Source organism: Mucilaginibacter sp. SG564, assembly GCF_013149275.1.
Taxonomy (GTDB): domain Bacteria; phylum Bacteroidota; class Bacteroidia; order Sphingobacteriales; family Sphingobacteriaceae; genus Mucilaginibacter.
In genome coordinates, this window is record NZ_JABGNA010000005.1 from 421,661 (window position 1) to 445,228 (window position 23,568).

General features: G+C 43.8%; 25 protein-coding genes. 12 read left to right on the forward strand and 13 right to left on the reverse strand.

Annotated elements, in window-relative coordinates; translation table 11 throughout:
* Window positions 1–20: 20 nt before the first annotated feature.
* From FHW89_RS14205 to FHW89_RS14245, 9 genes are all read left to right on the forward strand, one after another.
* Window positions 21–1,028: an aldo/keto reductase gene (locus FHW89_RS14205; RefSeq protein WP_172335705.1), complete on the forward strand. Its 1,008-nt coding sequence runs from the start codon at window positions 21–23 to the stop codon at window positions 1,026–1,028.
* Entirely contained in the window at window positions 1,028–1,996 is a 969-nt protein-coding gene (locus FHW89_RS14210; RefSeq protein ID WP_172335706.1) for a zinc-dependent alcohol dehydrogenase family protein, read from the forward strand. Before FHW89_RS14205 ends, FHW89_RS14210 begins: the two co-directional genes overlap by 1 nt.
* A gap of 20 nt (window positions 1,997–2,016) precedes the next feature.
* Window positions 2,017–2,796 (forward strand): N-acyl homoserine lactonase family protein, encoded by a 780-nt coding sequence (locus tag FHW89_RS14215; RefSeq protein WP_172335707.1) that lies wholly within the window; start codon window positions 2,017–2,019, stop codon window positions 2,794–2,796.
* 103 nt (window positions 2,797–2,899) lie between these two features.
* Entirely contained in the window at window positions 2,900–3,928 is a 1,029-nt protein-coding gene (locus tag FHW89_RS14220) for an NAD(P)-dependent alcohol dehydrogenase (RefSeq protein WP_172335708.1), read from the forward strand.
* Between the two features lie 82 nt (window positions 3,929–4,010).
* The gene (locus tag FHW89_RS14225) at window positions 4,011–4,415 is read left to right on the forward strand and encodes a tautomerase family protein (RefSeq protein ID WP_172335709.1); all 405 of its coding nucleotides are present in this window, start codon (window positions 4,011–4,013) and stop codon (window positions 4,413–4,415) included.
* A 142-nt stretch (window positions 4,416–4,557) separates the two neighbouring features.
* A complete protein-coding gene (locus tag FHW89_RS14230; RefSeq protein ID WP_172335710.1) occupies window positions 4,558–5,163 on the forward strand; it encodes a hypothetical protein in 606 nt (201 codons plus the stop codon).
* A 175-nt stretch (window positions 5,164–5,338) separates the two neighbouring features.
* Window positions 5,339–5,827, forward strand: coding sequence for an OsmC family protein (locus tag FHW89_RS14235; RefSeq protein ID WP_172335711.1), 489 nt, complete (start codon window positions 5,339–5,341; stop codon window positions 5,825–5,827).
* Between the two features lie 9 nt (window positions 5,828–5,836).
* Entirely contained in the window at window positions 5,837–6,211 is a 375-nt protein-coding gene (locus FHW89_RS14240; protein ID WP_172335712.1) for a hypothetical protein, read from the forward strand.
* Window positions 6,212–6,219: 8 nt separating this feature from the next.
* Window positions 6,220–6,528: an isochorismate lyase gene (locus tag FHW89_RS14245; protein ID WP_172335713.1), complete on the forward strand. Its 309-nt coding sequence runs from the start codon at window positions 6,220–6,222 to the stop codon at window positions 6,526–6,528.
* A 111-nt stretch (window positions 6,529–6,639) separates the two neighbouring features.
* Here FHW89_RS14245 and FHW89_RS14250 read toward each other — a convergent pair whose 3' ends face one another.
* Complete coding sequence (locus tag FHW89_RS14250; protein ID WP_216650573.1) at window positions 6,640–7,158, reverse strand: nuclear transport factor 2 family protein; 519 nt, start codon at window positions 7,156–7,158, stop codon at window positions 6,640–6,642.
* Window positions 7,159–7,301: 143 nt separating this feature from the next.
* On the opposite strand from FHW89_RS14250, the gene FHW89_RS14255 reads away from it, so the two are divergent.
* Entirely contained in the window at window positions 7,302–8,312 is a 1,011-nt protein-coding gene (locus FHW89_RS14255; RefSeq protein ID WP_253952234.1) for an AraC family transcriptional regulator, read from the forward strand.
* 4 nt (window positions 8,313–8,316) lie between these two features.
* On the opposite strand, the gene FHW89_RS14260 is transcribed toward FHW89_RS14255, so the two are convergent.
* The 9 genes from FHW89_RS14260 to FHW89_RS14300 all read right to left on the reverse strand — a co-directional run bounded on the left by FHW89_RS14260 (window position 8,317) and on the right by FHW89_RS14300 (window position 18,570).
* A complete protein-coding gene (locus FHW89_RS14260) occupies window positions 8,317–9,243 on the reverse strand; it encodes a hypothetical protein (RefSeq protein WP_172335714.1) in 927 nt (308 codons plus the stop codon).
* Between the two features lie 90 nt (window positions 9,244–9,333).
* Window positions 9,334–10,518, reverse strand: coding sequence for a M20 family metallopeptidase (locus tag FHW89_RS14265; RefSeq protein ID WP_172335715.1), 1,185 nt, complete (start codon window positions 10,516–10,518; stop codon window positions 9,334–9,336).
* Complete coding sequence (locus FHW89_RS14270; RefSeq protein WP_172335716.1) at window positions 10,511–10,972, reverse strand: SPOR domain-containing protein; 462 nt, start codon at window positions 10,970–10,972, stop codon at window positions 10,511–10,513. Before FHW89_RS14270 ends, FHW89_RS14265 begins: the two co-directional genes overlap by 8 nt.
* Before the next feature lie 129 nt (window positions 10,973–11,101).
* Window positions 11,102–14,410: a preprotein translocase subunit SecA gene (gene secA, locus FHW89_RS14275; RefSeq protein ID WP_172335717.1), complete on the reverse strand. Its 3,309-nt coding sequence runs from the start codon at window positions 14,408–14,410 to the stop codon at window positions 11,102–11,104.
* Window positions 14,411–14,582: 172 nt separating this feature from the next.
* Complete coding sequence (locus tag FHW89_RS14280; protein WP_172335718.1) at window positions 14,583–15,506, reverse strand: bifunctional riboflavin kinase/FAD synthetase; 924 nt, start codon at window positions 15,504–15,506, stop codon at window positions 14,583–14,585.
* 76 nt (window positions 15,507–15,582) lie between these two features.
* Window positions 15,583–16,305, reverse strand: a complete 723-nt coding sequence (gene truB, locus FHW89_RS14285; protein ID WP_216650574.1) for a tRNA pseudouridine(55) synthase TruB — start codon at window positions 16,303–16,305, stop codon at window positions 15,583–15,585.
* A 217-nt stretch (window positions 16,306–16,522) separates the two neighbouring features.
* Window positions 16,523–17,320: an undecaprenyl-diphosphate phosphatase gene (locus FHW89_RS14290; protein ID WP_172335719.1), complete on the reverse strand. Its 798-nt coding sequence runs from the start codon at window positions 17,318–17,320 to the stop codon at window positions 16,523–16,525.
* A 27-nt stretch (window positions 17,321–17,347) separates the two neighbouring features.
* Window positions 17,348–17,605, reverse strand: coding sequence for a DUF3098 domain-containing protein (locus FHW89_RS14295; RefSeq protein ID WP_172335720.1), 258 nt, complete (start codon window positions 17,603–17,605; stop codon window positions 17,348–17,350).
* A gap of 86 nt (window positions 17,606–17,691) precedes the next feature.
* Entirely contained in the window at window positions 17,692–18,570 is an 879-nt protein-coding gene (locus tag FHW89_RS14300) for an ABC transporter permease (RefSeq protein WP_172335721.1), read from the reverse strand.
* Window positions 18,571–18,898: 328 nt separating this feature from the next.
* Here FHW89_RS14300 and FHW89_RS14305 point away from each other — a divergent pair, with 328 nt between their 5' ends.
* Window positions 18,899–19,132 (forward strand): hypothetical protein, encoded by a 234-nt coding sequence (locus tag FHW89_RS14305; protein WP_172335722.1) that lies wholly within the window; start codon window positions 18,899–18,901, stop codon window positions 19,130–19,132.
* A gap of 44 nt (window positions 19,133–19,176) precedes the next feature.
* On the opposite strand, the gene FHW89_RS14310 is transcribed toward FHW89_RS14305, so the two are convergent.
* Together FHW89_RS14310 and truA are read right to left on the reverse strand one after the other, a co-directional pair.
* The gene (locus FHW89_RS14310) at window positions 19,177–20,976 is read right to left on the reverse strand and encodes an ABC transporter ATP-binding protein (protein ID WP_172335723.1); all 1,800 of its coding nucleotides are present in this window, start codon (window positions 20,974–20,976) and stop codon (window positions 19,177–19,179) included.
* Between the two features lie 125 nt (window positions 20,977–21,101).
* Window positions 21,102–21,929, reverse strand: coding sequence for a tRNA pseudouridine(38-40) synthase TruA (truA, locus tag FHW89_RS14315; protein ID WP_172335724.1), 828 nt, complete (start codon window positions 21,927–21,929; stop codon window positions 21,102–21,104).
* Window positions 21,930–22,047: 118 nt separating this feature from the next.
* On the opposite strand from truA, the gene FHW89_RS14320 reads away from it, so the two are divergent.
* Window positions 22,048–22,515 (forward strand): DUF4293 domain-containing protein, encoded by a 468-nt coding sequence (locus FHW89_RS14320; RefSeq protein ID WP_172335725.1) that lies wholly within the window; start codon window positions 22,048–22,050, stop codon window positions 22,513–22,515.
* A 242-nt stretch (window positions 22,516–22,757) separates the two neighbouring features.
* Here the strand turns inward: FHW89_RS14320 and FHW89_RS14325 are convergent, their stop codons facing one another.
* The gene (locus tag FHW89_RS14325) at window positions 22,758–23,546 is read right to left on the reverse strand and encodes a class I SAM-dependent methyltransferase (protein ID WP_172335726.1); all 789 of its coding nucleotides are present in this window, start codon (window positions 23,544–23,546) and stop codon (window positions 22,758–22,760) included.
* Window positions 23,547–23,568 lie beyond the last annotated feature (22 nt).

The following is a 23,568-nucleotide window of genomic DNA, read 5'->3' on the forward strand; positions in this document are numbered from 1 at the left end:
ATTATCAAAACAGAAATACCATGGAATACAGAAATTTGGGAAATACAAACGAAAAACTATCGGCCATTGGCCTGGGTTGCATGGGCATGAGCTTTGCCTATGGCCCCGTAGATAATGAAGAATCAATAGCCACGCTTAATCTGGCGCTCGACCTTGGTATCAACTTTTGGGATACTGCCGATATGTACGCCAACGGCAAAAACGAAGAACTGATATCAAAGGTACTTAAAACCAATCGGGATAAAGTATTCATCGCAACCAAATTTGGGTTCAGGTACCGCGACCCGAATGCTCCTTATGCAGGCAGCGGAAACTCAAATGTTTATTTCGACGGATCGCCCGCGCATATCAAAAACGCTGTGGAGGGAAGCCTGAAACGTTTAGGTATCGACACCATCGATCTGTACTATGCTCACCGCATCGACCCTAACGTTCCCGTTGAGGAAATGGTTGGTGCGATGGCCGAGTTGGTTAAAGAAGGCAAAGTGCGTTACCTGGGTTTATCAGAAGCATCTGCAGCCAGCATCCGCAAGGCACATGCCGTTCACCCTATAGCCGCCTTGCAAAGCGAATACTCTTTACTGAGCCGCGACGTAGAAGGTGAGATCCTTTCTACTCTGCGCGAACTGAATATTTCATTAGTGCCTTACAGTCCGCTGGCTCGTGGCCTGGTGACCAATGCGGTAAGTAAAGACGAATTAGCTGCCGATGATTTCCGCAGGACACTGCCTCGCTTTAGCGACGATAATTGGGATAACAATCAAAAACTAGCGCATGCCTTTGCCGATATTGCCCAACAAAAAAACGCATCCCCGGCACAGCTGGCTTTAGCCTGGGTATTGGCACAGGGCAATGATATTATACCAATACCTGGTACCAAAAAACGTAAATATCTACAGGAAAATGCCGGCGCTGTTGATGTGAAACTGTCCGCGGCTGATTTAGAAGAAATAGGCGCCTTGTTGCTAAAATACCCGGATACCGGTGGTCGTTACAATGAAGCTTCTTTAAAATTGACTAACCTGTAATGAAAGCCATTTATTTTGAAGAAACGGGCGAGGCTCAGAATGTGCTGTTATTAAAGCAATTTGAGAAACCCATTCCAGGAGCCAACCAGGTAATTGTAAAGCCCTTGGGCTGCCCTATAAATCCTTCAGATTTTTTCTTCATCAGTGGTACATACCGGTTTAAGCCCGAGTTTCCGCAAATAGCTGGGCTGGAAGGGGCCGGCATTATTGAAAGTACAGGCCCGGGTGTCGACTTACCGGTTGGCACTCTGGTATCTTTTTTCAGTCGCAATGCATGGGCCGAGTATGTATTGTTGTCAAAAGATGATGTGCTGGTATTGCCCAATGATTTTCCGGTAGATAAAGCCAGCCAGTTTACCCTCAACCCTATTACCGCCTGGGGTTTACTGGAGCGGGCTGATCTGAAGGCCGGCGACTGGCTATTGATCACCGCAGGTGGTTCCGTTGTATCAAGACTCATCATACAAATGGCTAAACTGCGCGGCATCAATGTGATAGCTACCGTACGTGATGATAAAAACACAGCTACCTTAACATCTTATGGAGCCCATGTGACCAATATAAGTAAAGACAACCTGGTTGAATATGTGCAGCAGATAACCGATGGCAAAGGCGCTCATGTGGCTCTGGACGCGGTGGGTGGCAACACCGGCAGCGATGTTTTAAAATGCCTCCAACCTGGCGGCCGGTTAATTATTTACAGCCGTTTAAGTACCGACCCTATACAGCTTTATAGCGCCGATGTACTTTACAAAAATATATCCATCAACGGCTTTGGTATCAGGGCCTATCTGGAAAGCAAAACAGTCGAACAAAAGTCCGGTATTATACAATCGCTGGTAACCATTATTGGCCATCCTGATTTTAAAATGGAAGTCGCCGCAAGCTTTCCGCTTGATGATTACCAGGAAGCCATCAAAACCGCTGTTGAGACAAAAAAAGAAGGAAAAGTGTTGTTTAAATTTTAAACATCTCAATACACCAATGTATGCTAAGTAAAGATCTTGCAGTAAATAAGTTATATATCATCCCGGCAGGTCATGGGATGTTAAAAGCGTTTTTCTTTAATACTGATTTGGGGGCCGATAACCCGCAAATGCTTTATTCGCCGCTTTGCGTGTATTTACTGGATACCACCGACGGGCCAATCCTGGTAGACACGGGCTTTGCCGAAGTTTTCCTCAACAATCCAGATTATTACAAGGGCACGCCGCTCGATGGCCTTTTGTATATGCACATGAAGGAAGAACATCGCTTGCCCGAACTACTTAAACGAGTAGGTTACCGGCCCGAGGATATCAAACTGGTAATAGCTACCCATTTTCATAGCGACCACTCCGGAGGTAATCCTTATTTTTTGGAAACCCAAACGCCAGTTCTGGTACAGAAAAAAGAACTCACTGTTTTAGATGATGATGATTATTCGCCACCGGCATGCCGAATTAAGGATTTGAACTATCAGGTAATTGATGGCGACTATCAGCTTTGCGATAACATCCGCCTGATATCAACACCCGGTCATTCCCCCGGCCATCAGTCGATACTGATCAATACGGCAAGTTCAGGCTATGTGCTGCTTTGTATCGATGCGGCGCTCACAGAAGCTAATTTCAGGAACAATGCGCCTTATGCTGCTGCCGATCCGGAACTGGCGGCCGCGTCATTAAAAAAAATACAGACTACCGCCGCGGAGTATGACGCCTTTCCCATTTTTGGGCATGATGAAAAGCAGGCCAAAGCCATAAAAGTATACCCGGAGTATTATTAATTATCGGGGTCCATTTTGTCGCGAAGTGGTAAATCGCTGTCGTGAAATGGTTGCTGTTTGGTGTGTTGACCAAGGTAGGTTTACATCATCAAACAAAAACACCATGAACGCGTATATTATTGAAAATTTTGGCTCTATCGACGGGATTACCTTAACCGAACGTCCTGTACCAACACCAGGCCCAAATCAAGTTTTAATCAAAGTAAAAGCCGTATCCATTGCCCGGCGGGATATTTATATACTCAACCAGGTTTACCCGCTGCCCCCTAAACAAGGCATTATACCCCTGAGCGATGGCGTGGGCGAAGTAATATCTACCGGCGCCCAGGTTACCCGTTTTAAAACCGGCGACCGTGTTGCGGGTAATTATTTTGCCAACTGGCGCGACGGACAAATTGATATGGATATTATCGATCAGTTGGGTTGTACATTGGATGGCATGCTTGCCGAGTATGTAATATTGAACGAAGATTGGCTGGTCAGGATCCCTGCTAACCTGAGTTGGCAAGAAGCAGCCACATTGCCTTGTGCGGCTCTAACGGCGTGGTCGGCATTAACAGGGCCAAAGCCGGTCTTGGCTGGCGATACAGTACTTACCATTGGTAGCGGCGGTGTGGCTGTGTTTGCCATTCAGTTTGCAAAAATGATGGGGGCCCGCATTATCGCGTTAACATCAAAAGATTCAAAATTTGAAGCCTTGCATAACCTGGGTGCCGATGAGGTGATCAACTATACTACCCATGCCGACTGGCATCAGCAGGTAAAAGAATTAACAGGGGGTAGTGGAGTGAGCCGGGTGATAGAAACCGGGGGTATTGACACGTTTGAACAGTCGGTAAAATCAGCAGGCTTTGGCGCCGAAATTACGCTGGTAAGCAGCGCGGGAGTGTTGAACAATTCAACAGTGCTTTTAAAAAGCGTGCTTGCCCCCTTGTTTGTTAAAATGATTAGCATACGACCAATTTTTGTAGGCAGCCGTTTAAGCTTTGAAGCCATGAACCGGGCCATCGAAGTATTCGTCATTAAACCGGTTATTGATAAAATTTATACGTTTAAACAAGTAAAAGAGGCGTTCCATTATGTAGCGGCAGGTGAACAATTAGGCAAGGTAATTATCGTGCTAAATGAGTAAGCTTTTGTCATTATGAAGTAACAAAATGCTAAAAAAATTATCTGAAATAAGTTAGTATAATATTTATCCATAATTTAGTTTTATGCCTTTTGTACGAATAAGCTTATTGAAAACATTGGCTGCTGATGCCAAGGATAAAATATCTAAGGCGGTACATGAATCATTAATGGCTGAATTTAATGTGCCCCTTGACGATTACTTCCATGTTATTGAAGAACTGGAGGCATCGCAATTACACTACCCCAAAAACTACCTTGGCATAACACACAGTGGCAATATGGTGTATGTGCAAATAACTGCAGGCTCAGGCCGCACCTATCAGCAAAAAGAAAAACTATACGCAGCCATTGCCGGTAAAATAGCAGCCGAAACCCCGGTACTGATCAACGATGTGATTATAACCCTGGTAGAAAACGGCGGTAAAGAAAACTGGTCATTCGGTGAAGGTAAAATTCAAAACCTGAGCCATATAAAAGCTGCGGAGTAAAATATCCCGTATAATAACGGTCGCCAGTTGCTTAGTTGTCGTTTTTATACAATTTTTTACGATCTGATAATTGCAGTTTTGTAAAGAGCAACCCGTTTGTTGTATCACTTTGTAACTAACCTGCGTAAAAAAATTGGAAGCCATGACAAAAGAAGCACAAATTTTACCCAGAATAGCCGTTCGCAGTATTGGTGGGGGCTTACTGCTCATGGCGCTTTTTACCATGATGTGGGCGGGCATAGCGCAGGGTGGCCTGCAACGGCATGACCATCACGTGGTGTTGATCCTTTTTTCGGCTTTTAGTATCACCTTTGTGATGTATGGCATTGTGGTACTGATAGCAGCACAAAGATTTCCGAAGTTTACCAGCGATAGTGATGCCGCTGAAGGTAAAATGATGGCTACCCGCTTCGGGATCATTTTTGGCATCGAAGGCACTGCCATACCCGTTGTTTCGGTGATCTTGTTGGTTACGGGATATCAACAGTATACTTTACCTGCCATTGCCCTGATCGTTGGTTTACACTTTTACCCGATGGCCAAAGTGTTCAACAGAAAAATTGATTACTATTTGGCTACATGGACTTGTCTGGTAGCTATCGGTGGTATTATTATAACGGCCGGTCATCAATATACGCAGGCATTTGCTTTAACTATCATGGGTATCGGCGTGGCTTTGGCCACTTCTGCTTATGGTTTTTACATGCTGGTTAATGCGTTCAACTTAATTAAAAATAATAACAGGTAAGGAATTTATAATAGGCCAACCTGCTTTATATTATATCTATGAAACCATCATGAGCTAAGCTCTTCAACCGGAATGTATAATACAGCTCATGATAGCTTCATTACCTTTAAAAAACAAACTGCGAAGCACTCACGAGTACTGTTGAAAAACAACTTATTAACGAATAATTATACCAATGAAAAATCATCATTATCAAACAACCGTAACATGGACCGGCAATACGGGTTGTGGGACCAAAGATTACCGGGCTTATGAACGATGTCACGAGATCAACATTGATGGTAAGCAGTGCATTCTCGGTTCATCCGACCCGAACTTCCGTGGCGACCGGTCAAAACATAGTCCTGAGGATCTGTTGGTTGCTGCGGTTTCATCATGCCATATGCTGTGGTATCTGCATTTATGCACAACAGCCGGTGTTGTGGTAACGGCCTATGAAGACAGCGCCGAAGGCGTAATGCTCGAAAACACAAACGGAAGTGGTTGCTTTACCGTGATCCTGCTAAGACCGTTGATCACCGTTACCGACGGAGCAATGATAGACAAGGCCAATGAGTTGCACAAAGAGGCTAATAAAATGTGTTTTATTGCTAACTCCTGCAATTTCCCGATACTGCATGAACCGCGCTATCAGGTGTTAGCGGAAGAAGACCTGGCCGTATAAAACATCATTATGAACAAACTGAAAGATAAAGTTGAAGTTTTTAACCGGTTAATCACTACCGATCAGACGGTAAAGGCTATGGAGCTATTTTATGCCGAAGAGGTAGAACTACAGGAAAACGAAGCCGTCCCAACCACCGGGAAACAAAACTGTATAAGCCGCGAAAAATTTCTGTTGGGTAAGTTTGGGCTGGCATTGGTGATAACCAAGCAGGCTATTGATGAGGCAAACCAGGGGGTTTTTAGCGAGTATGAAATGACCATTACCAATAAGAATAAGGAAGACCAGAAACTTATATACAGAACCGAAATTTCGGTACAGCAATGGGAGAACGGCCGGGTAAAAAAGGAGAAGTTTTATTACAACGAGGCTAAGTCATTATAAATAGGAACATGACCACCACCAGTAACCAACCGGAAGAATGCCGGGACATGACCGATATACGGCGGGAAATTGATGCCATAGATCGACTGGTGATTGCGTTGATTGGCCGGCGATTTAAATATGTGCAGGCAGCAGCCAAATTCAAAAGAAACCCAACAGATGTAGCCTCACCAGAGCGCTTTAAAGCCATGCTCGCCGAAAGAAGATCATGGGCACAAGCCGAAGGGCTTTGCCCCGATGCCATAGAGAAAATGTACGCCGACCTGGTAAACCATTTTATTGCCGAGGAATTGAAAACCTGGAAGGCGAATCATTAAGATTCTTATTTTGTAGATACACACTACATGAGTCTCTGATCATATGATACGTACAATGCAAAAAGAGACGCATGTGATGCGTCTCCGTATATAACAAATTGTACAACTATCTCAATCGCCCCAAAACATTTCTTCTTTGGATTCATCGGCAGTAAATACTTCTACTTTGATGATCTTACCGTTTTCAACCGTGTACACATCAATATTATCCACATCCAAAATACCACCGGCGGGCTGGGCGGCATTCCAGTGCAGCAAACAGGCTACTTTGTTACCGCTAACACAGATAGATTTGATATCCGTAAGCTTTAGCGTATTGGCCGATAGCTCAAACATCTTCCCTACCATCTGGAACACTTCGTTACTGGAGTGCTTGATGCCAGAAATGCGGCTGTTGCCGGGCTGGCTCCATTGTACATCGGGATGCAACAGGGCGTTTAGCTGCTCAATATCGGCTACTTGTACGGCGTTTAAGAAATTGGTTACTACTTGTTTTGCTTCGTTTTTCATGTTACTTGTTGTTTGATGAATAGTATGGGTTAATTGTGCCTGGCTATAACCGGAGGTAGCCAACAGACATAGTACCCCGGTAAGTTTGACAGATAAATGTTTTGCTTTGAATAGCCTCATGGTGTTTTCCTTTCATTTTGATAAACCAAAGGTCGGCTGGAGACACTGCTCATAACTTACCATTACACGACATGTACTTATCACATTACGCCATTTTTTGGCGAAGCCATTTGCTACAGGTACATTAGTACAGCAATCAAAATATGATGGAAGACCAGCTTAAAAAACTAACGATAAGCTTACTGGCTTACGCCGTACAGCGCGATTTGTCGGCCGGAACACTGTGCCGTTTATCAAATATATCTATGCCCCAGTTGCAAAATGATAAACAGCCGTTCACCCCCAAACAAGTCGGCGACTTGTGGCTCAACGCTATCCATTTAAGTAAGGATACGTTGTTTGGCCTGCACTTTGGCGAGTCGTTACAGCTATCGGCGCTGGGTATTGTTGGTGAGATCATTAAAAGCAGCGAAACCGTTGGCGCCGCTTTAACCATTGCCGCGTCATTAACTCATTTAATCACCACGGCTTTTACTTTGGAGGTACAGCAGAATGATGATACATTTTCGGTAGCATTTATTCCTACAGCGCCCGATTGGCAAAGCTCCACTACATCGGTACAAACGCTCGATCTGCTGATGGTTTTTGTAGTACATGAATTGGATGGGCTGATGATGAAAAAGATAAGTCCGCGGGCTGTTAGCTATGGCAGGCCGATTGATAACCCGGCAGAATATGAACGCGTAATGCGTTGCAAACCGGTTATGAACGCAGCCACGAACACCGTTACCTTCGACAAAAAATACTGGAACGAGCCGATCATTACCGCTAATTACGAACTACAACAACCCCTGCTGCAAAAGGTAAACCCGTTAAAAGATACGCTGGCCGAAAAGCAAACACTCGGAAACCGCATTCACAATTATTTGATAGCCAATTCTTACCTGGGTCTCGTATCATTGGAGGATATCGCAGCCAACTTTAACATCAGTGTGCGAACTTTACAACGGAAACTTAAGGAAGAAGGCATCAACTTTCAACAGGTGGCCGATGGGGCACGCAAATCATTGGCCATTAATTATTTAAAGACGGGCTCTTATCCGGTAAAGGAAATCTCTTACATGCTTGGCTATAACGAATTAAGCGCTTTTACCCGCACGTTTAAACGATGGACAGGCATTACCCCGGCCATTTACCAAAAGAATTATAATTAACCGTTTATTCCTTTTTGTAATCTTTATGCACAATTAAAAAGCTGGCGCGTTCTTCTTTGTGGAAAGGGATGTTCCAGTTACCCTGGTAGGTTATTTTGGTAGGCAGTAGTTCGCCTTCAAAGCTGTTGAGCTCGATGTTCATCTGCACATTAAAATCAACAAACATATTGCTGAATTTCATGTCAATATAGCGGCCCAGGATCTGGAAAGTGCGCTCATCAAATATGGTAGTCATCTCCTTGATCATAGTGTCACCGTCTGACGTACTGGGTTTGCAACGCACCCGGAAACGGTAAACCGGGATGGTATCCAGGTACTTACCACGCGCGAATTCATAATAATAATACCCGCGCATATCACCCGCGAATATCTCGGTTTTGCTGCTGATGAAAGGGATACCTTTTACCCTGCGTCCTGGAGTGAAGATGAGCGTCTTCAGCTTGTCTTTATAGGATTCGTTCTTCCCTCCCGACCCTGGCAGGGCATCGCCCTTAGTAAAATCCGAGTTGTAAGCATTCATGAAAATATAGTCGAACATTTCAACAGTATATAGCTGGTATTTCCCGTTCTTTTTAAACATGTTGCCGCTATCCGTTTTGGCTACATATTCCATCCTGTGCTTGCCGGCGGCGTTACTGTGGATAATTTTGCGATAGATCTTACCGTCAACCTTGTTCTTTTTGTCGTAGGTAAAAATGCGGTTCTCGGCGGTAAAACCGTAACGTTTCATGTTTTGAAACGCTTTGTAAAAGCTGGTATCGGCCAGTACGGCATCAATAAAATCCTGCGCGTTTAACCTGTGCGATTTGATATCAACCAGCGAGTCGATAACAATGGTTTTAATGGTATCCGGATTAAAACGCTTGATCTGCTGTGCGAAAGTAACAGTGCTTATAATACAGAAAATAAATAATAGCAGAAGTTTTTTCATAGATAGTTCATTGGTTCACTGGCCCATTTGTTCATTGGTCGCATTTTTACTAATGAACCAGTTGAATAAATGAACCAATGAACTTACATATTAGTTTCCCAGCTGTTTAATAGCCAGGTAAGCCATCAGACCAGTGCTGATCTTAAACGCGTCCTCTTCCACATCAAAAGTTGGCGTATGTACCGATGAGGTAATACCACGGCTTTCATTACGGGTACCCAGGCGGTAAAAACAACTGTCGGCTACTTGCGAGTAGTAAGCAAAATCTTCGGCGGCCATCCAGATATCCAGGTCGAGTACATTTTCTTTACCCAGGTAATCTTCGGCATGGCCACGGGTTGCGGCGGTCAGCACCTCTTCGTTGATCAGGAAAGGGTAGCCGCGCATAATGTTAAAATCGCAGCTGCCGCCCATGCTCTCGGCAATGCCTTCGGCCATTTTTTTCATGCGTTTATGGGCCTCGTCGCGCCATTTTTCGTCCATGGTGCGGAAGGTGCCTTCCAGGTAAACCTCGTTCGGGATCACATTGGTAGCGCCATTGGCAATCACTTTTCCAAATGACAATACCGATGGACTTTTAGGATCGGCAAAACGGCTTACTACCTGTTGCAGCGCGGTTAATATATGAGCGGTAATAATTACCGGGTCGATGTTTTGTTGTGGTTGCGCACCGTGGCCGCCTTTACCTTTTACGGTAACATAAAGCTCATCGGTTGAGGCCATATATTTGCCTGCGCGGAAACCTACTTTACCCGCATCGATCAATGGCATTACGTGCTGTCCCAATACGGCCTGTGGTTTAGGATTTTCCAGCACCCCCTCCTTAATCATAAGGCTGGCACCACCGGGAAGTTTCTCTTCGGCAGGCTGAAATATCAGCTTTACCGTACCTGCAAACTGACTTTTCAGCTCGGTTAAGATTCGCGCGGTACCCAATAACGATGAAGTATGCGCATCGTGACCGCAGGCATGCATTACGCCAACGTTTTGCGATTTGTAAGGTACATCATTGGCTTCGGTAATCGGCAACGCGTCCATATCGGCACGCAGGGCAACTACCTTATCAGATGGCAGATCACCTTTGATCAAGGCTACCAGGCCTGTATCGGCCATTTTTTCGTAGGTTAAACCCAGCTCGTCTAACTTGCCGGCTACAAAAGCCGATGTTTTTTGTTCGTGAAATGACAGCTCCGGATTGGTATGCAAGTGGCGGCGATTAGCCACTACATCATTAAATATTTTTTGGGATAGTTCCTGTATTTGTTCTTTAATCATTGGTATCCGTTTTGGGTAGATTTATTTTTTCTGAGATGATGAACAGGCTCGGGAATGAAGCACGCAGTTCCTGCATCAGCTTCTGCGCTTCCAGGCGGGTCCTGAAATCGCCGGCACGCACCTTAAAATTGGGTTCGTTATAAATGATGTAGGTACGCAGCTCTGGATATTCGCTTTGCAGGCGCGCCTGGGCGTTGTAAGCATCCTTGCGGTTGGAGCCACTGAAGAACTGTACCCTATAACCGTAAGATGAAGAGGCAACGGAAATCCCGCTCGCACTGCTCATCTCATAACGTTTGGCTATCAGCGTATCCACAAGGGGATCTCTAATTACCTCTACCCTGCCGCGTGCTTGCTGCGCAAATGCCTGGGTTGATGCTATGAAAAGCACAAAAAAAATGCAGTATCTGATAACCGCTGGTTTAGCTTGATGATCAAATACTGCTTTTTTCATTTGGTAAATTTTCTTTAAGCTGTCATTGCGAGAAACGAAGCAATCTCTATATAAGCAGGTCAAACAGGTAAGTTCGCTCTGTATAGTATAGAGATTGCTTCGTTCCTCGCAATAACGTACTGTATATTCTTAATTCTGCCCTACGCCGTGGCAGTTTTTATATTTTTTACCGCTTCCACATGGACAAGGATCGTTACGACCTATCTTGTTCTCCACCCTAACCGGGGTAGCTTTCTGCTGCTCGCGGAAATCATCCATCGGCATGCCATTGCTTTCGCTTACCAGCTCGGCTTTGGTGGTTTTCATTTTACGCAGATCCAATTTTGGTTCTGGTCTGGCTTCTTTGATTTCATCTGGCTGCTGCTGAACCGGGATACCGCCCCTGAACAGGAAGCTAACGATCTCTTTATTCACATTGGCCAGCATGCCTCTAAACAGTTCAAAAGCCTCAAACTTATAAACCAGCAGCGGATCCTTTTGCTCATAAACCGCGTTCTGTACCGATTGTTTTAACTCGTCCATCTCGCGCAAATGCTCTTTCCAGGCATCATCTATCAGGTACAGGGTCACGTTCTTTTCAAACGATTTAAATACCTCCACCCCATGGTTCTCTATAGCTTTTTTCAAGGGTACAGAAACCTGTATACCGTGGATACCATCGCTAAATGGTACCACAATATTTTCCACATACTGCCCACGGGTATCAAACACATCTTTCAATACCGGGTAAGCCTGTTGTGCAACGGCTTCCTGTTTGCGTTTGTAAAAGTCCATTACCGTTTGGAAGGTCCTGTCGGTAAGGGCCGCTATATTTTTCGATGCGAATTCGTCAATACTCAGTTCAATATCAACCGAGAACAGGCGGATCACTTCCAGCGTAAAGCCTTCGTAATTGTTCGCTTCTTTGTATTCGGTCACAATATCTTCAACCACATCAAATATGGTATTGCTCAGGTCAACATCCAAACGTTCGCCAAACAGCGCGTTTTTACGTTTGGTATAGATCACCGTACGCTGTGAGTTCATCACATCATCATACTCCAGCAAACGTTTACGGATACCAAAGTTGTTTTCTTCTACCTTTTTCTGGGCACGCTCTATTGATTTGGAGATCATAGAGTGTTGGATCACTTCACCCTCTTCAATACCCATACGTACCATCAGGTTAGAGATACGCTCTGAACCGAATAAACGCATCAGGTTATCCTCCAGCGACACGAAAAACTGTGAAGAACCGGGGTCCCCCTGACGACCGGCACGACCACGCAGCTGTCTATCTACACGGCGTGACTCATGGCGTTCTGTACCTACAATGGCCAAGCCACCTGCATCTTTAACACCCGCACCCAGTTTAATATCCGTACCACGACCGGCCATGTTGGTAGCGATGGTCACGGTGCCTGTTTTACCGGCTTCGGCCACGATATCGGCCTCTTTCTGGTGCATTTTGGCGTTCAGTACGTTATGTTTGATACCGCGCAGCTTGAGCATACGGCTCAGTAATTCCGAAATTTCAACTGAGGTTGTACCTACCAGTACCGGGCGCCCGGCCTCTGTCAGTTTCACGATCTCATCGGCAACGGCGTTATATTTTTCACGAACGGTACGGTAAACCAGGTCCTGCCTGTCTGCACGACTGGCCGGGGTATTGGTTGGTATCTCTACCACGTCGAGCTTGTATATTTCCCAGAACTCACCTGCTTCTGTAACGGCAGTACCCGTCATACCGCAAAGTTTGTGGTACATACGGAAGTAGTTTTGCAAAGTAATGGTAGCGAAGGTTTGTGTGGCATCCTCTACCTTAACGTTTTCTTTTGCTTCGATAGCCTGGTGTAAACCATCAGAGTAACGGCGACCATCTAACACACGACCGGTTTGCTCATCCACAATTTTCACCTTGCCTTCGTCCAAAATATACTCTGTATCTTTTTCAAACAGGGTGTAAGCTTTCAGCAATTGGTTTACGGAGTGGATACGTTCAGACTTGATGGAGAAATCGCGCATCAGCTCGTCCTTACGGGCAATTTTTTCTTCAGCGCTCAGGCTTGATTTTTCGATCTCGGCAATTTCGGTGCCTACATCAGGCATCACAAAAAAGTGAGGATCTTCGCCCGATGAGGTGATCAGCTCGATACCTTTTTCGGCCAGTTCAACCTGGTTATTTTTTTCGTCGATCACGAAGTAAAGTTCCGCGTCAACCTTTGGCATGTCTTTACCCTGATCCTGCATGTAGTGATTTTCCACCTTCTGCAAAATTGTCCGGTTGCCGCCTTCGCTCAAAAACTTAATTAAAGCCTTGCTTTTTGGCAAACCGCGGTAAGCACGTAGTAAAGCTAAACCGCCGCCATCAACTTCGGCATTACCTTCGTTAATAGCTTTTTTGGCTTCGTTCAATACACCGTTGATGTAGGCTTTCTGCGCGTTAACCAAACGCTCAATGCGTGGTTTCAGCTCATAAAACTCATGCTCATCACCGCGAGGGATCGGGCCAGATATAATTAAAGGTGTACGGGCATCGTCAATTAAAACGGAGTCAACCTCATCCACCATGGCATAATGTAACTTGCGTTGCACCAATTCTTCGGGGCTACGTGTCATATTGTCACGCAGGTAGTCAAAACCAAATTCGTTGTTGGTGCCAAAAGTAATATCGGCCAGGTAAGCATTGCGGCGTTCCTCAGAATTTGGCTCATGTTTATCAATACAATCAACAGATAAGCCGTGGAATTCATACAAAGGTCCCATCCACTCACTATCACGACGGGCCAGGTAATCATTCACCGTTACGATGTGTACACCTTGTCCGGCAAGCGCGTTTAAGTAGGCAGGCAGCGTAGCTACCAGCGTTTTACCCTCACCTGTGGCCATTTCTGATATCTTGCCTTGATGCAATACAATACCACCAATCAGCTGTACATCATAGTGTACCATATCCCAGGTAACCTCATTACCTGCAGCAAGCCAGGTATTGTGGTGTATTGCCTGATCGCCTTTGATCACCACGTTATTCTTGTGAGCGGCAAGCTCACGGTCGAATTGGGTAGCGGTAACTTCAATGGTTTTATTGCCGGCAAAGCGGCGGGCAGTTTCTTTTACAACCGCGAACGCTTCGGGCAGTATATTTAATAATATATCTTCCAGCTCTTTGTTGCGGTCTTTTTCCAGTTTATCCAACTGGGTGTAAAGCTCCACTTTTTCGCTTACATCCATATCCAGTTCGGTTTCGGTGCGGTCTTTAATAGCTTTTATTTCGCTATCAATGCCCGAAAGCCCCTGGGCTATGGTTTCTTTAAAATCTATGGTTTTAGCTCTAAGCTCATCATTGCTGATGTTTGAGAGTTTTGCAAATTCAGCCTTAATTTTTTCAACTATAGGCTGTATTGCTTTTACATCCCGTTCTGATTTGCTTCCAAAAAGCTTACTGATAAAATCTAACATATTATTTTGATATAATCGAACAAACTCAACAATTGCGCCAAGGCAACTAACTGAGTCATATTGACAGGTAAAGGTACAAAACCCCCTCTAAATCTCCCCCGATTGGGGAGACTTTTTAAAAAAACATGGATTATGGCTTAAAGCCCTCCCTCTCGTGGGGGGTTGGATGGGGTTACAACAACGCCAGCACGTCTTCCTTATCTTTGGCCAGCTGTACTTTAAGTTCATCTAACGAAGCAAACTTCACATCGCCGCGTACATAATGATGAAATTCCATGCGGATGGCCTGATTGTAGATCTCCTGATCAAAATCAAAAATATTCACCTCAATGTTACGGGTGAGGCCATTAACCGTTGGCCGGCTGCCTATATAGGCCATGCCTTTGTACTTATTACCCGCTACAACAACCGTTACGGCAAAGATACCATCACATGGGATAAGCTTATATTTTTCTTCAACCACGATGTTGGCCGTAGGATAACCCAATTGCCTGCCAATCTGGTCGCCGCGGATCACAGTACCGGTGATAAAGAAAGTATATCCCAGGAATGAGTTAGCCAGATCAACCTCTCCGTTTAATAACGCGTTGCGGATACGGGTGGAGCTGATGGCTACCTCGTTGATATCCTGCTCGGGTATTTCAACTACCTCAAAACCATAAACCGGACCAAGCCTTTGCAGATCTTCCAGACCGCCCTGACGGTCTTTACCGAAGCGATGATCATACCCGATCACTATTTTTTTGGTACCTATTTTATTCACCAGTACATCGCGGATATAGCTTTCGGCGGTCTGGTTCGAAAAATCTCTGGAAAACGGAGTGATGATCAGATGATCCACACCCAGGTCTTCCATTAGCTGTGCTTTTTCGTTAATGGTGGTGATCAGCTTGAGACTTTCATCCTCGGGCTGCAGTATCATGCGCGGATGCGGAAAGAAAGTTAAAATTACCGTTTCACCATCAATGCTATCGGCAATCTCCTTTATCCCTGATATAATTTTACGGTGACCGATGTGTACCCCATCAAAAGTACCGATGGTAACCACCGCGTTTTTTACCGCTGTAAATTCGTCGATATGATTGTAAACCTTCATGATATGCGTAAAAACACAAAGTTAATTTTTTGACCGTTACTACTATAAAAGTCAGTTATTTTGACTTTGGGATGTATTATTCAACAGGCGCCCCATCGCCGGTCTTTAGCTCCCTGATCATGGTTACCAGTTCCATTACTTCCCATGCATCAGCCACCTGAAAATTGCCGCTGCGTGTACGCCTCAATCTGGACAGATAGGCCCCATTGTTCAAAGCCGCGCCAAAATCATTTACCAGCGACCGGATATAAGTCCCTTTGCTGCAAACCACCCTGAAATCAACTTCAGGTAGCTCGATACGCGTCAGTTCAAATTCGGTGATAGTGACGTTGCGCAGGCGTAGTTCCACATCCTCGCCCCTGCGGGCTTTTTCGTACAGACGCTCGCCGTCAACCTTTATGGCCGAATGTGCCGGTGGGTATTGTTGTATATCGCCGGTAAACTGTTTGCAATTATTACGCAACTTTTCTTCGGTAAGTTGGCTGATGTCGAATTTATTATCGGGCTCGGTTTCCATATCGTATGATGCCGTGGTGGCGCCCAGCGTCATGGTTCCCGTATATTCTTTTTCTTCGGCCTGGAAGGTATCGATCTGTTTGGTCATTTTGCCGGTGCAGATGATGAGCAGGCCGGTAGCCAGCGGATCGAGCGTGCCCGCATGCCCTACTTTGAGCTTAAGCGGTTTAAATGCGTTGCGAATTTTGCCTACTACGTCAAAGCTTGTCCATTTGTAGGGTTTATTCACCAGCAATAACTGCCCTTCGGCAAATTCCTGTATATGTGTGTATATTTTCTTCAATGAGTGCAATTAAAGCGGCAAAGGTAGGGAAATAGTCTGAATCAGAATTTCCTGGATTTTAGAATGAACAGAATTACTATATACCGTCGATTCACCCGACTATTGCTACGCTTGGTCACCCTTTGTTTGCGGTGGAATGAAGGATTGAATTCATTATCACCCCCTCCTCACAGCAAACTCATAGTAAAGGTGCCTTGGTTGAGAAATTTGAGGAAAATTATAAGATTTCCAATGTATGCCCGCTCAATATTAAACCGATAATAACAGCACCAACTACTATACGATACCAGCCAAACAATCTGAAGCCTTTACGCTCCAGGAAAGTAATGAACGATTTAATAGCCAGCATAGCTACAATAAAGGCAATAATGTTGCCGATGACTAAAAACTTAAGCTGCTCGCCTGTAAAAAGCGGCGTATGGGTTTTATGAAAATCCCAAATTTCTTTCAAGGTTGCACCTAACATAGTGGGCACGGCTAAAAAGAAAGAAAATTCGGCAGCCGCGGTACGGGTTAATTTCTGACTCATACCACCCACAATAGTTGCAGCAGACCGTGACACTCCCGGAATAACAGCCAGGCATTGAAAAATACCGATCTTTAAAGCCGTAGGATAGTTGATCTGAGCCTCTTCTTTAACCGTTGTTTTATTAAACCACTTATCAACAAATAATAAGACAACACCACCAATTAACAGTGAAAAAGCCACAATAAGCGGACTCTCCAAAAATTGATCAATGTGTTTTTTAAACAATACCCCTACAATAACCGCCGGTATAACACCAACAACAAGTTTGAAATAAAATCCTATAGAACGGAAAAATCTTTTGAAATACAAAACAACTACCGACAGGATAGCCCCCAGCTGGATCACTACTTCAAATAGTTTTACAAAATCATCTTTACCAATGCCCATTAAAGATGATGCAATAACCATATGTCCGGTTGAGGACACAGGCAAAAATTCTGTCAGGCCTTCAATTATAGCCAGGACAATAACGTGGATGATGTTCATTAGGGGTAGATTGAGTTGGATTAGCTATTAATTGGTTGCTGGCTTTTTTAATATAGCGAAAAAGCCTAAAGCAAATCCAGCTAATACAACAATTGGTGCTATCACAATTTTGGTTGTGCTATAAATGTCAGTTGTGCCTGCCATCAATACAAAACCAAAGGCTACTACGGCAACGCTAATGATCAGCAACCGGTAATTACTTTTATCAAATATAAACTGTACTGGCTCGGTACTGGTTGCTTTTGTTGTAGGTTTAGCTGCGGTTGGTTTAACTTGTTGTGCCATATCTTTAATTAATGAATTGTTGAATTAGTTATTTAGTGAATTTTCGCGCCCAGGAGGTTTTGAATTTTGACTTATTAATTTTTGAATTACCTATATAGATCGTATATTTTTAAACGTAAAAATTTATTAACGGCCAAAAAGGTACTGAAACCCGATATAAAGATACCCAGGCCAATGACTCCCAAAAACACGATACCAAACTCGGTATAGTTTTGCAGGAAAACCAGGTCGGGAATATTCCTATAAGCCACATATAGCGTACCCACCAGTAAAATAATAGCGATCAATCCACCCAAAAGGCCATGCCATATGCCATATAGCAAAAATGGCTTGCGGATAAAGCTTTTGGTGGCGCCTACCAACTGCATGGATTTGATGAGGAAACGTTGGGAATAAATAGCCAACCTGATGGTATTGTTAATCAACGCAACTGACAATACCACAAATATGCCTGCAAATATTAAGATAATCAAACTGATAGAAGTTACATTCTGATTCATCTGGTCAACAAGTGATTGCTGATATTTAACCTCTTTGATCAATGGGTTTTTGAGCAATTCGGCCTTAAACTTCTCAATGTCTTTATTATTGGTATAATCGGCCTTCAGGTAAACATCTATGGACTGCGACAAAGGATTATAGCCTAAAAATTTAACAAAATCCTCGCCCAGGTCTTTTTGCAGGTTTCGCGCGGCCAGCTCCTTACTCACATACTGTGTTTGTTTTACCATAGCATTGCCTTCCAGTTGCTTTTGCAGCTGCAATACATCGGTTTCGTGCGCGGCATCGTCAACAAAAATATTCAGCACGATATTTTCTTTTACGTAGCGTGAAATATTATTGGCATATACCAAAAACAGGCCTAAAAGTCCTATCATTAACAATACCATGGCAATACCGAATACGGTTGATATGTATATCGTTTTTGTTTTTTTTGCTGACGCGCTTGCTTCAAATTCTTCCATTCTTGTGAGATGTTAGATATGAGATTTGAAATTTGAGACATTACCCGCATTTCTCTTTTTACATATCTGGATTTGTGCGAAATTAAGAAACCCGCTTTAAAGGTAAAAGTTTATTAGTTATAAATATAGTTTAATAGCTTTTAGGGCAGTCAGTTTTAACATTTATTAACTATTTGTCTGAACCCGAATTTGTCGAATTAAGGAGTTTTTTGAATTTGTTCGGCAATTCTGTCCATTTTTCTAATTCAATAAACGGCGCAACTCTCAACGGAGTTAATCCGGGTTCAGACAATCGTAAACAAAGCATTCTATCACTTGTTATCACTACATGACAAAGCCAGCAAATTCACCCAATAAGCCTTCGCCTGCCGACACGCCAACTAAAAGGCCGAATGACAATGGCGGTAAAAGCAAAGTGCGCAAGGAAGACAAACAATATCATGCCGATAAACCGCATGGCGGCGACATCGCCAAAAAACACGAGAAAGAAGAGCAACCTGTTGAACCGATAAAGACTGCGCCGACCTCTCCTAAATCCTCTCCAAAGGAGAGGACTTTTTAAAAATGTTTTTGTAGTCCTCTCCTTTGGAGAGGGTTGGGTGAGGTCTATCTCGCTATCCCAGCCGAATTAAACTGCAGATCATACAGCTTGCGGTAATGCCCGTTCTCAATTTTGAGGAGTTCCTGATGGGTGCCGCTCTCCATAATCTCGCCGTGATCAAGTACAATAATACGGTCGGCGTTTTGGATGGTGGAAAGACGGTGAGCTATTACAATAGCTGTACGTCCCTGCATCAGTTTATTGATGGCATTCTGGATCAGCATTTCGGTTTCAGTATCTACAGATGAGGTGGCTTCATCCAAAACCAAAATAGCAGGATTATACACCAGTGCTCTGATAAAGGAGATCAACTGCGATTGCCCTGCCGAAAGTGTAGAGCCTCTTTCCATTACGTTATAGTCGTAACCACCAGGCAAGCGTTCAATAAATTCATGCGCGCCAACATCTTTGGCCGCAGCTATGATTTGTTCACGTGTTATGGAATGATTATTCAGACTGATGTTATTGGCAATGGTATCGGTAAACAAAAACACATCTTGTATCACGGTTGCGATCTGCGATCGTAAAAACTCCACCTGGTAATCGTGAATATCGTGACCGTCAACTTTTACGCTACCTGCCCCTATCTCGTAAAAGCGGTTCAGGATATTAATGGTTGATGATTTACCTGCGCCAGTGGCTCCTACCAGCGCCAACGTTTCACCTGGTTTAATGTGAAAGTTGATATCTTTTAAAACCCAGTTCTCGTCATTATAGGCAAACCATACTTTGCTAAATTCAATATCGCCCTGCAGCCTGCCGGTTTTAATCTCGCCGGTATCTACAGCAACTTCATCGGTATCAAGCACTTTAAATATCCTGTCGGCACCCACCATACCCATTTGCAAGGTGTTAAACTTATCAGCCAGTTGACGTATTGGCCTGAACAACATGTTAAGCAATACGATAAAGCTGGTAATAACACCAGGGGTGATACCGCCCGGTCTTGCCGAAATAGCAGCCAGCTGACTATCAGACAACATTCTTTTACAACCATACCATACCAGCAGACCCATACAAATGGCAAACAGAATTTCGACCACCGGAAAAAATATAGAATAATACCAATTGGAGCGGATGTTGGCATCACGATATTTCAGGTTAACTTCCTTAAACTTCCGCATTTCCTGATCTTCGCGGGCAAACAATTGAATGATACCAATACCCGAGATATGTTCGGCCAGAAAAGTATTCAACCGGGCCACTTGAGTACGTACATCCTGGAAGGAGGATTTAATAGCCTCCTTAAAAACATAGGTTGATGCAAACAGGAACGGCATCGGGATCAGTGTAATGAGCGCCAGCTTCCAATCCTCATATAACATAAAGCCGATCACCGCGAACACCAGCAGCATATCCCCCATGATAGAGATCAGCCCTTCCGAAAAAATATCGGCAATGGTTTCCAGGTCTGATACCGTACGGGTAATAAGCATACCTATAGGCGTACGATCAAAATACTTCAGGCGCAAACTGGTAATGTGGTTAAAAATATCAATTCGAAGATCACGGATAACAGATTGCCCCAGGGCGTTGGTTAAATAAGTTTGATAATATTGGGCAATGGTTAATACCATGAGTTGTGCTATCATCAATATAACCATAAGAAGTAGCCCATCGTAATTATCATTCAGGATATCGTTATCCAGCGTGTGTTGTATCAGGATGGGTTGCAGCAACGCGCCGCCTGCCAGGAAAATGGTCAGAAACGCCGAAATTACAAACGTGCTGTTATACGGCTTTACATAATGCATTACCCGTTTTAACAGTTTCCAATCAAGCGCTTTTCCGGTTACTTCCGACATAGTATCAAGTAATTAGTATCAAGTATCAAGACCTTAGCTTAGCAAATATCGAATAAAAACAGATCAATTGTGTTTGCAGATTGCAACATCGTAATTATCAAGACAAAAAATCGTACTACTTGATATTAACTACCTGATACTAAAAATGGGTATTTCACCTCGGTTAAATATAAGCCGCACGCAGGCACGCTGGTACCAGCGTTTGACCTGTTTTTGCTCTCAATAATGGCACGTACAGTTTCGGGTTCTATTTCATGGCGCCCTACCATTATTAATGTACCAACGATGGCTCTTACCATATTACGCAAAAACCTGTCGGCTGAAATATGAAAAACAATACCCCGTTCTGTTTTCACCCACTCGGCCCGGGTTATTTTACAATTGTTGGTTTTTACCTGCGTATTTGATTTACTGAAACAACTAAAATCGGTATACTCCATAATAATACCTGCCGCCTGGTTCATCAACACCGTATCGGGCACATCGCGTACCAGCCACGAATAGCCATGCAAAAACGGATCCTTCTGAAAATGGATATGGTATTGATAGGAACGCTGTGTGGCATCGAATCTTGCATGCGCTTCGGCATGAACCGGGATGATGTTTTTTATAGCAATATCAGGCGGAAGAAGGGAATTGAGACCTCGCACTTTTAGTCCATAGTCGATAGTCGATAGTCCATGGTTCATAGATTCACTTTCGTTCGTTTTCAGACTATCGTCTATGGTCAATGGACTATGGACCTCCACATCAAAATGTGCAAAAAACTCCCGGGCGTGTACACCCGTATCTGTACGGCCGCAACCAGTAGTTTCAACCGGCTGCCGCAGAATAGTAGCCAGGGCCTTATTTAATAGTTCCTGTACGCTTATTGCGTTTTGCTGTATCTGCCAGCCATGATAATGGGTGCCATCATAAGCCAGTTCAATAAAATAACGTTGTTTATTGGTCACGAAGCAAAGTTAATGATTTCAAATTGGCAGATTTCGGACAGGCATATCAAAAATTCCCCCTTCAGGGGGTTAGGGGGCTAAAAACAATTATATTTGCCCATATAATTTATTAAATATCATGCTGCAACGTATTCAAAGCATTTATCTGTTATTTGCCAGCCTCGTGCTGTTCGCGCTTTTCTTTTTTCCGTTGGCCCATAACGTTTATGTTGCCGGCAAACCTGTAAGCATTATGGTTACCGGCATATTTCAGGATGTAAACGGAGCCCAGCAAAACACAGAATCTTTTACAGCACTTACCGCCGTAACCGCTATTGTAGCCCTTATTCCCCTGGCAATTATCTTTTTATACAAAAACCGCAAACAGCAAATTACTATTTGCTACGTAGCCATAGCGGCATTAATAGGATACAGCTACTGGATGGCCCAAACCGTTAAAAATATTATAGGCAGTGGACAGCTTGATACCCATACCATGGGCATAGGCATCTTCCTTACCTCACTAAGTATTGTACTGCTTATACTGGCAGCCAAAAGTATACAACGCGACGATAAGCTGGTGCGATCAGCCGATAGATTGAGATAATTTTTTGTTAGACTGTAGGATTTTAGGACTATAAGACCGAGGGACTTTGAAATTTTCATGACCAGAGGATTAAGGCCAAACGTTTTTGATAAAACATAAAAGGAGCAAATATTAAGGACATAAAAATATTTATCCCTAATCTTTGCTCCTTTTTTTATTACCCTCTTGGTTCTTTATTCCACAAACCCCTACTCTTTGCTCTTCAAATCCAAAGTCCTAAAATCCCAAAGTCCAACAGTCCCCTAAGAATAGTCGAAACTTCCTTTTTTGAACGGCAGTTTAAAGAAAGCTGTTATCACATTAGCTATATGTTTTAAGCGGTACCTCAAGTTCTTTTTAACTTTTGCCATACCATGGGCTTCCAGGTTCATGGGCGGAGTTTTGATGGTTCCGGTTTGTGATGATGTAGGCTGCGGCGTCGGGCGTTTCTCTACAACCACAATCGAATCGTAATAATGAACAGAATTTACCGAACGGGTGAATGAGCTAACCGGCAACGATTTTTCGACCGAATGATAAGCGTTCAGCTGATCAATAAAATTTTTAGAGTATTCGATAAAGCTGCCACGCCTTTTATGACCACCTCCGTATTTTAGCCAGTATGAGGTATGAACATCCTCGCACAGGTATACACCATCGGGTTTAACATGATCAAAAAGCTCCTCGTATGATACAATTTGCTGCAGCATGGTATGCCCCCCATCGTCAATTAAAATATCGATCGGTGGAATTTCCTGCTTCACCTGCCTTAAAAAGTTACGATCTGTTTGTGAGCCTATCAGTACTTTAATATTTTCTTCCTCCACCGCTTTACAAGCCGGGTTAATATCCATTCCATAAATTTTCGCTTTATCGCCAAAATAGCTTTTCCACATTTGCAGGCTACCGCCATGCAGGGTACCTATTTCCAATATCACAATATCTTTACCACGGTATTTACTAAAATGACGCTCATAAACATCAAAATAATGAGCCCATTTATAAATTACCCGCTTATCATTTTTATTAAAATATAACTCCAGATCGTTCATTTCAGCTTAATTAACGGCTTTA

Excerpts from the sequence above, each read along its gene's own strand:
- FHW89_RS14215 (WP_172335707.1), top strand. The coding sequence starts at position 2,017 with ATGCTAAGTAAAGATCTTGCAGTAAATAAGTTATATATCATCCCGGCA.
- FHW89_RS14245 (WP_172335713.1), top strand. The coding sequence starts at position 6,220 with ATGACCACCACCAGTAACCAACCGGAAGAATGCCGGGACATGACCGAT.
- FHW89_RS14265 (WP_172335715.1), bottom strand. The coding sequence starts at position 10,518 with ATGATTAAAGAACAAATACAGGAACTATCCCAAAAAATATTTAATGAT.
- FHW89_RS14210 (WP_172335706.1), top strand. The coding sequence starts at position 1,028 with ATGAAAGCCATTTATTTTGAAGAAACGGGCGAGGCTCAGAATGTGCTG.
- FHW89_RS14230 (WP_172335710.1), top strand. The coding sequence starts at position 4,558 with ATGACAAAAGAAGCACAAATTTTACCCAGAATAGCCGTTCGCAGTATT.
- FHW89_RS14235 (WP_172335711.1), top strand. The coding sequence starts at position 5,339 with ATGAAAAATCATCATTATCAAACAACCGTAACATGGACCGGCAATACG.
- FHW89_RS14260 (WP_172335714.1), bottom strand. The coding sequence starts at position 9,243 with ATGAAAAAACTTCTGCTATTATTTATTTTCTGTATTATAAGCACTGTT.
- FHW89_RS14325 (WP_172335726.1), bottom strand. The coding sequence starts at position 23,546 with ATGAACGATCTGGAGTTATATTTTAATAAAAATGATAAGCGGGTAATT.
- FHW89_RS14250 (WP_216650573.1), bottom strand. The coding sequence starts at position 7,158 with ATGAGGCTATTCAAAGCAAAACATTTATCTGTCAAACTTACCGGGGTA.
- secA (WP_172335717.1), bottom strand. The coding sequence starts at position 14,410 with ATGTTAGATTTTATCAGTAAGCTTTTTGGAAGCAAATCAGAACGGGAT.
- FHW89_RS14205 (WP_172335705.1), top strand. The coding sequence starts at position 21 with ATGGAATACAGAAATTTGGGAAATACAAACGAAAAACTATCGGCCATT.
- FHW89_RS14305 (WP_172335722.1), top strand. The coding sequence starts at position 18,899 with ATGACAAAGCCAGCAAATTCACCCAATAAGCCTTCGCCTGCCGACACG.
- FHW89_RS14225 (WP_172335709.1), top strand. The coding sequence starts at position 4,011 with ATGCCTTTTGTACGAATAAGCTTATTGAAAACATTGGCTGCTGATGCC.
- FHW89_RS14280 (WP_172335718.1), bottom strand. The coding sequence starts at position 15,506 with ATGAAGGTTTACAATCATATCGACGAATTTACAGCGGTAAAAAACGCG.
- FHW89_RS14320 (WP_172335725.1), top strand. The coding sequence starts at position 22,048 with ATGCTGCAACGTATTCAAAGCATTTATCTGTTATTTGCCAGCCTCGTG.
- FHW89_RS14220 (WP_172335708.1), top strand. The coding sequence starts at position 2,900 with ATGAACGCGTATATTATTGAAAATTTTGGCTCTATCGACGGGATTACC.
- FHW89_RS14240 (WP_172335712.1), top strand. The coding sequence starts at position 5,837 with ATGAACAAACTGAAAGATAAAGTTGAAGTTTTTAACCGGTTAATCACT.
- FHW89_RS14300 (WP_172335721.1), bottom strand. The coding sequence starts at position 18,570 with ATGGAAGAATTTGAAGCAAGCGCGTCAGCAAAAAAAACAAAAACGATA.
- FHW89_RS14295 (WP_172335720.1), bottom strand. The coding sequence starts at position 17,605 with ATGGCACAACAAGTTAAACCAACCGCAGCTAAACCTACAACAAAAGCA.
- FHW89_RS14310 (WP_172335723.1), bottom strand. The coding sequence starts at position 20,976 with ATGTCGGAAGTAACCGGAAAAGCGCTTGATTGGAAACTGTTAAAACGG.
- FHW89_RS14270 (WP_172335716.1), bottom strand. The coding sequence starts at position 10,972 with ATGAAAAAAGCAGTATTTGATCATCAAGCTAAACCAGCGGTTATCAGA.
- FHW89_RS14255 (WP_253952234.1), top strand. The coding sequence starts at position 7,302 with ATGATGGAAGACCAGCTTAAAAAACTAACGATAAGCTTACTGGCTTAC.
- FHW89_RS14290 (WP_172335719.1), bottom strand. The coding sequence starts at position 17,320 with ATGAACATCATCCACGTTATTGTCCTGGCTATAATTGAAGGCCTGACA.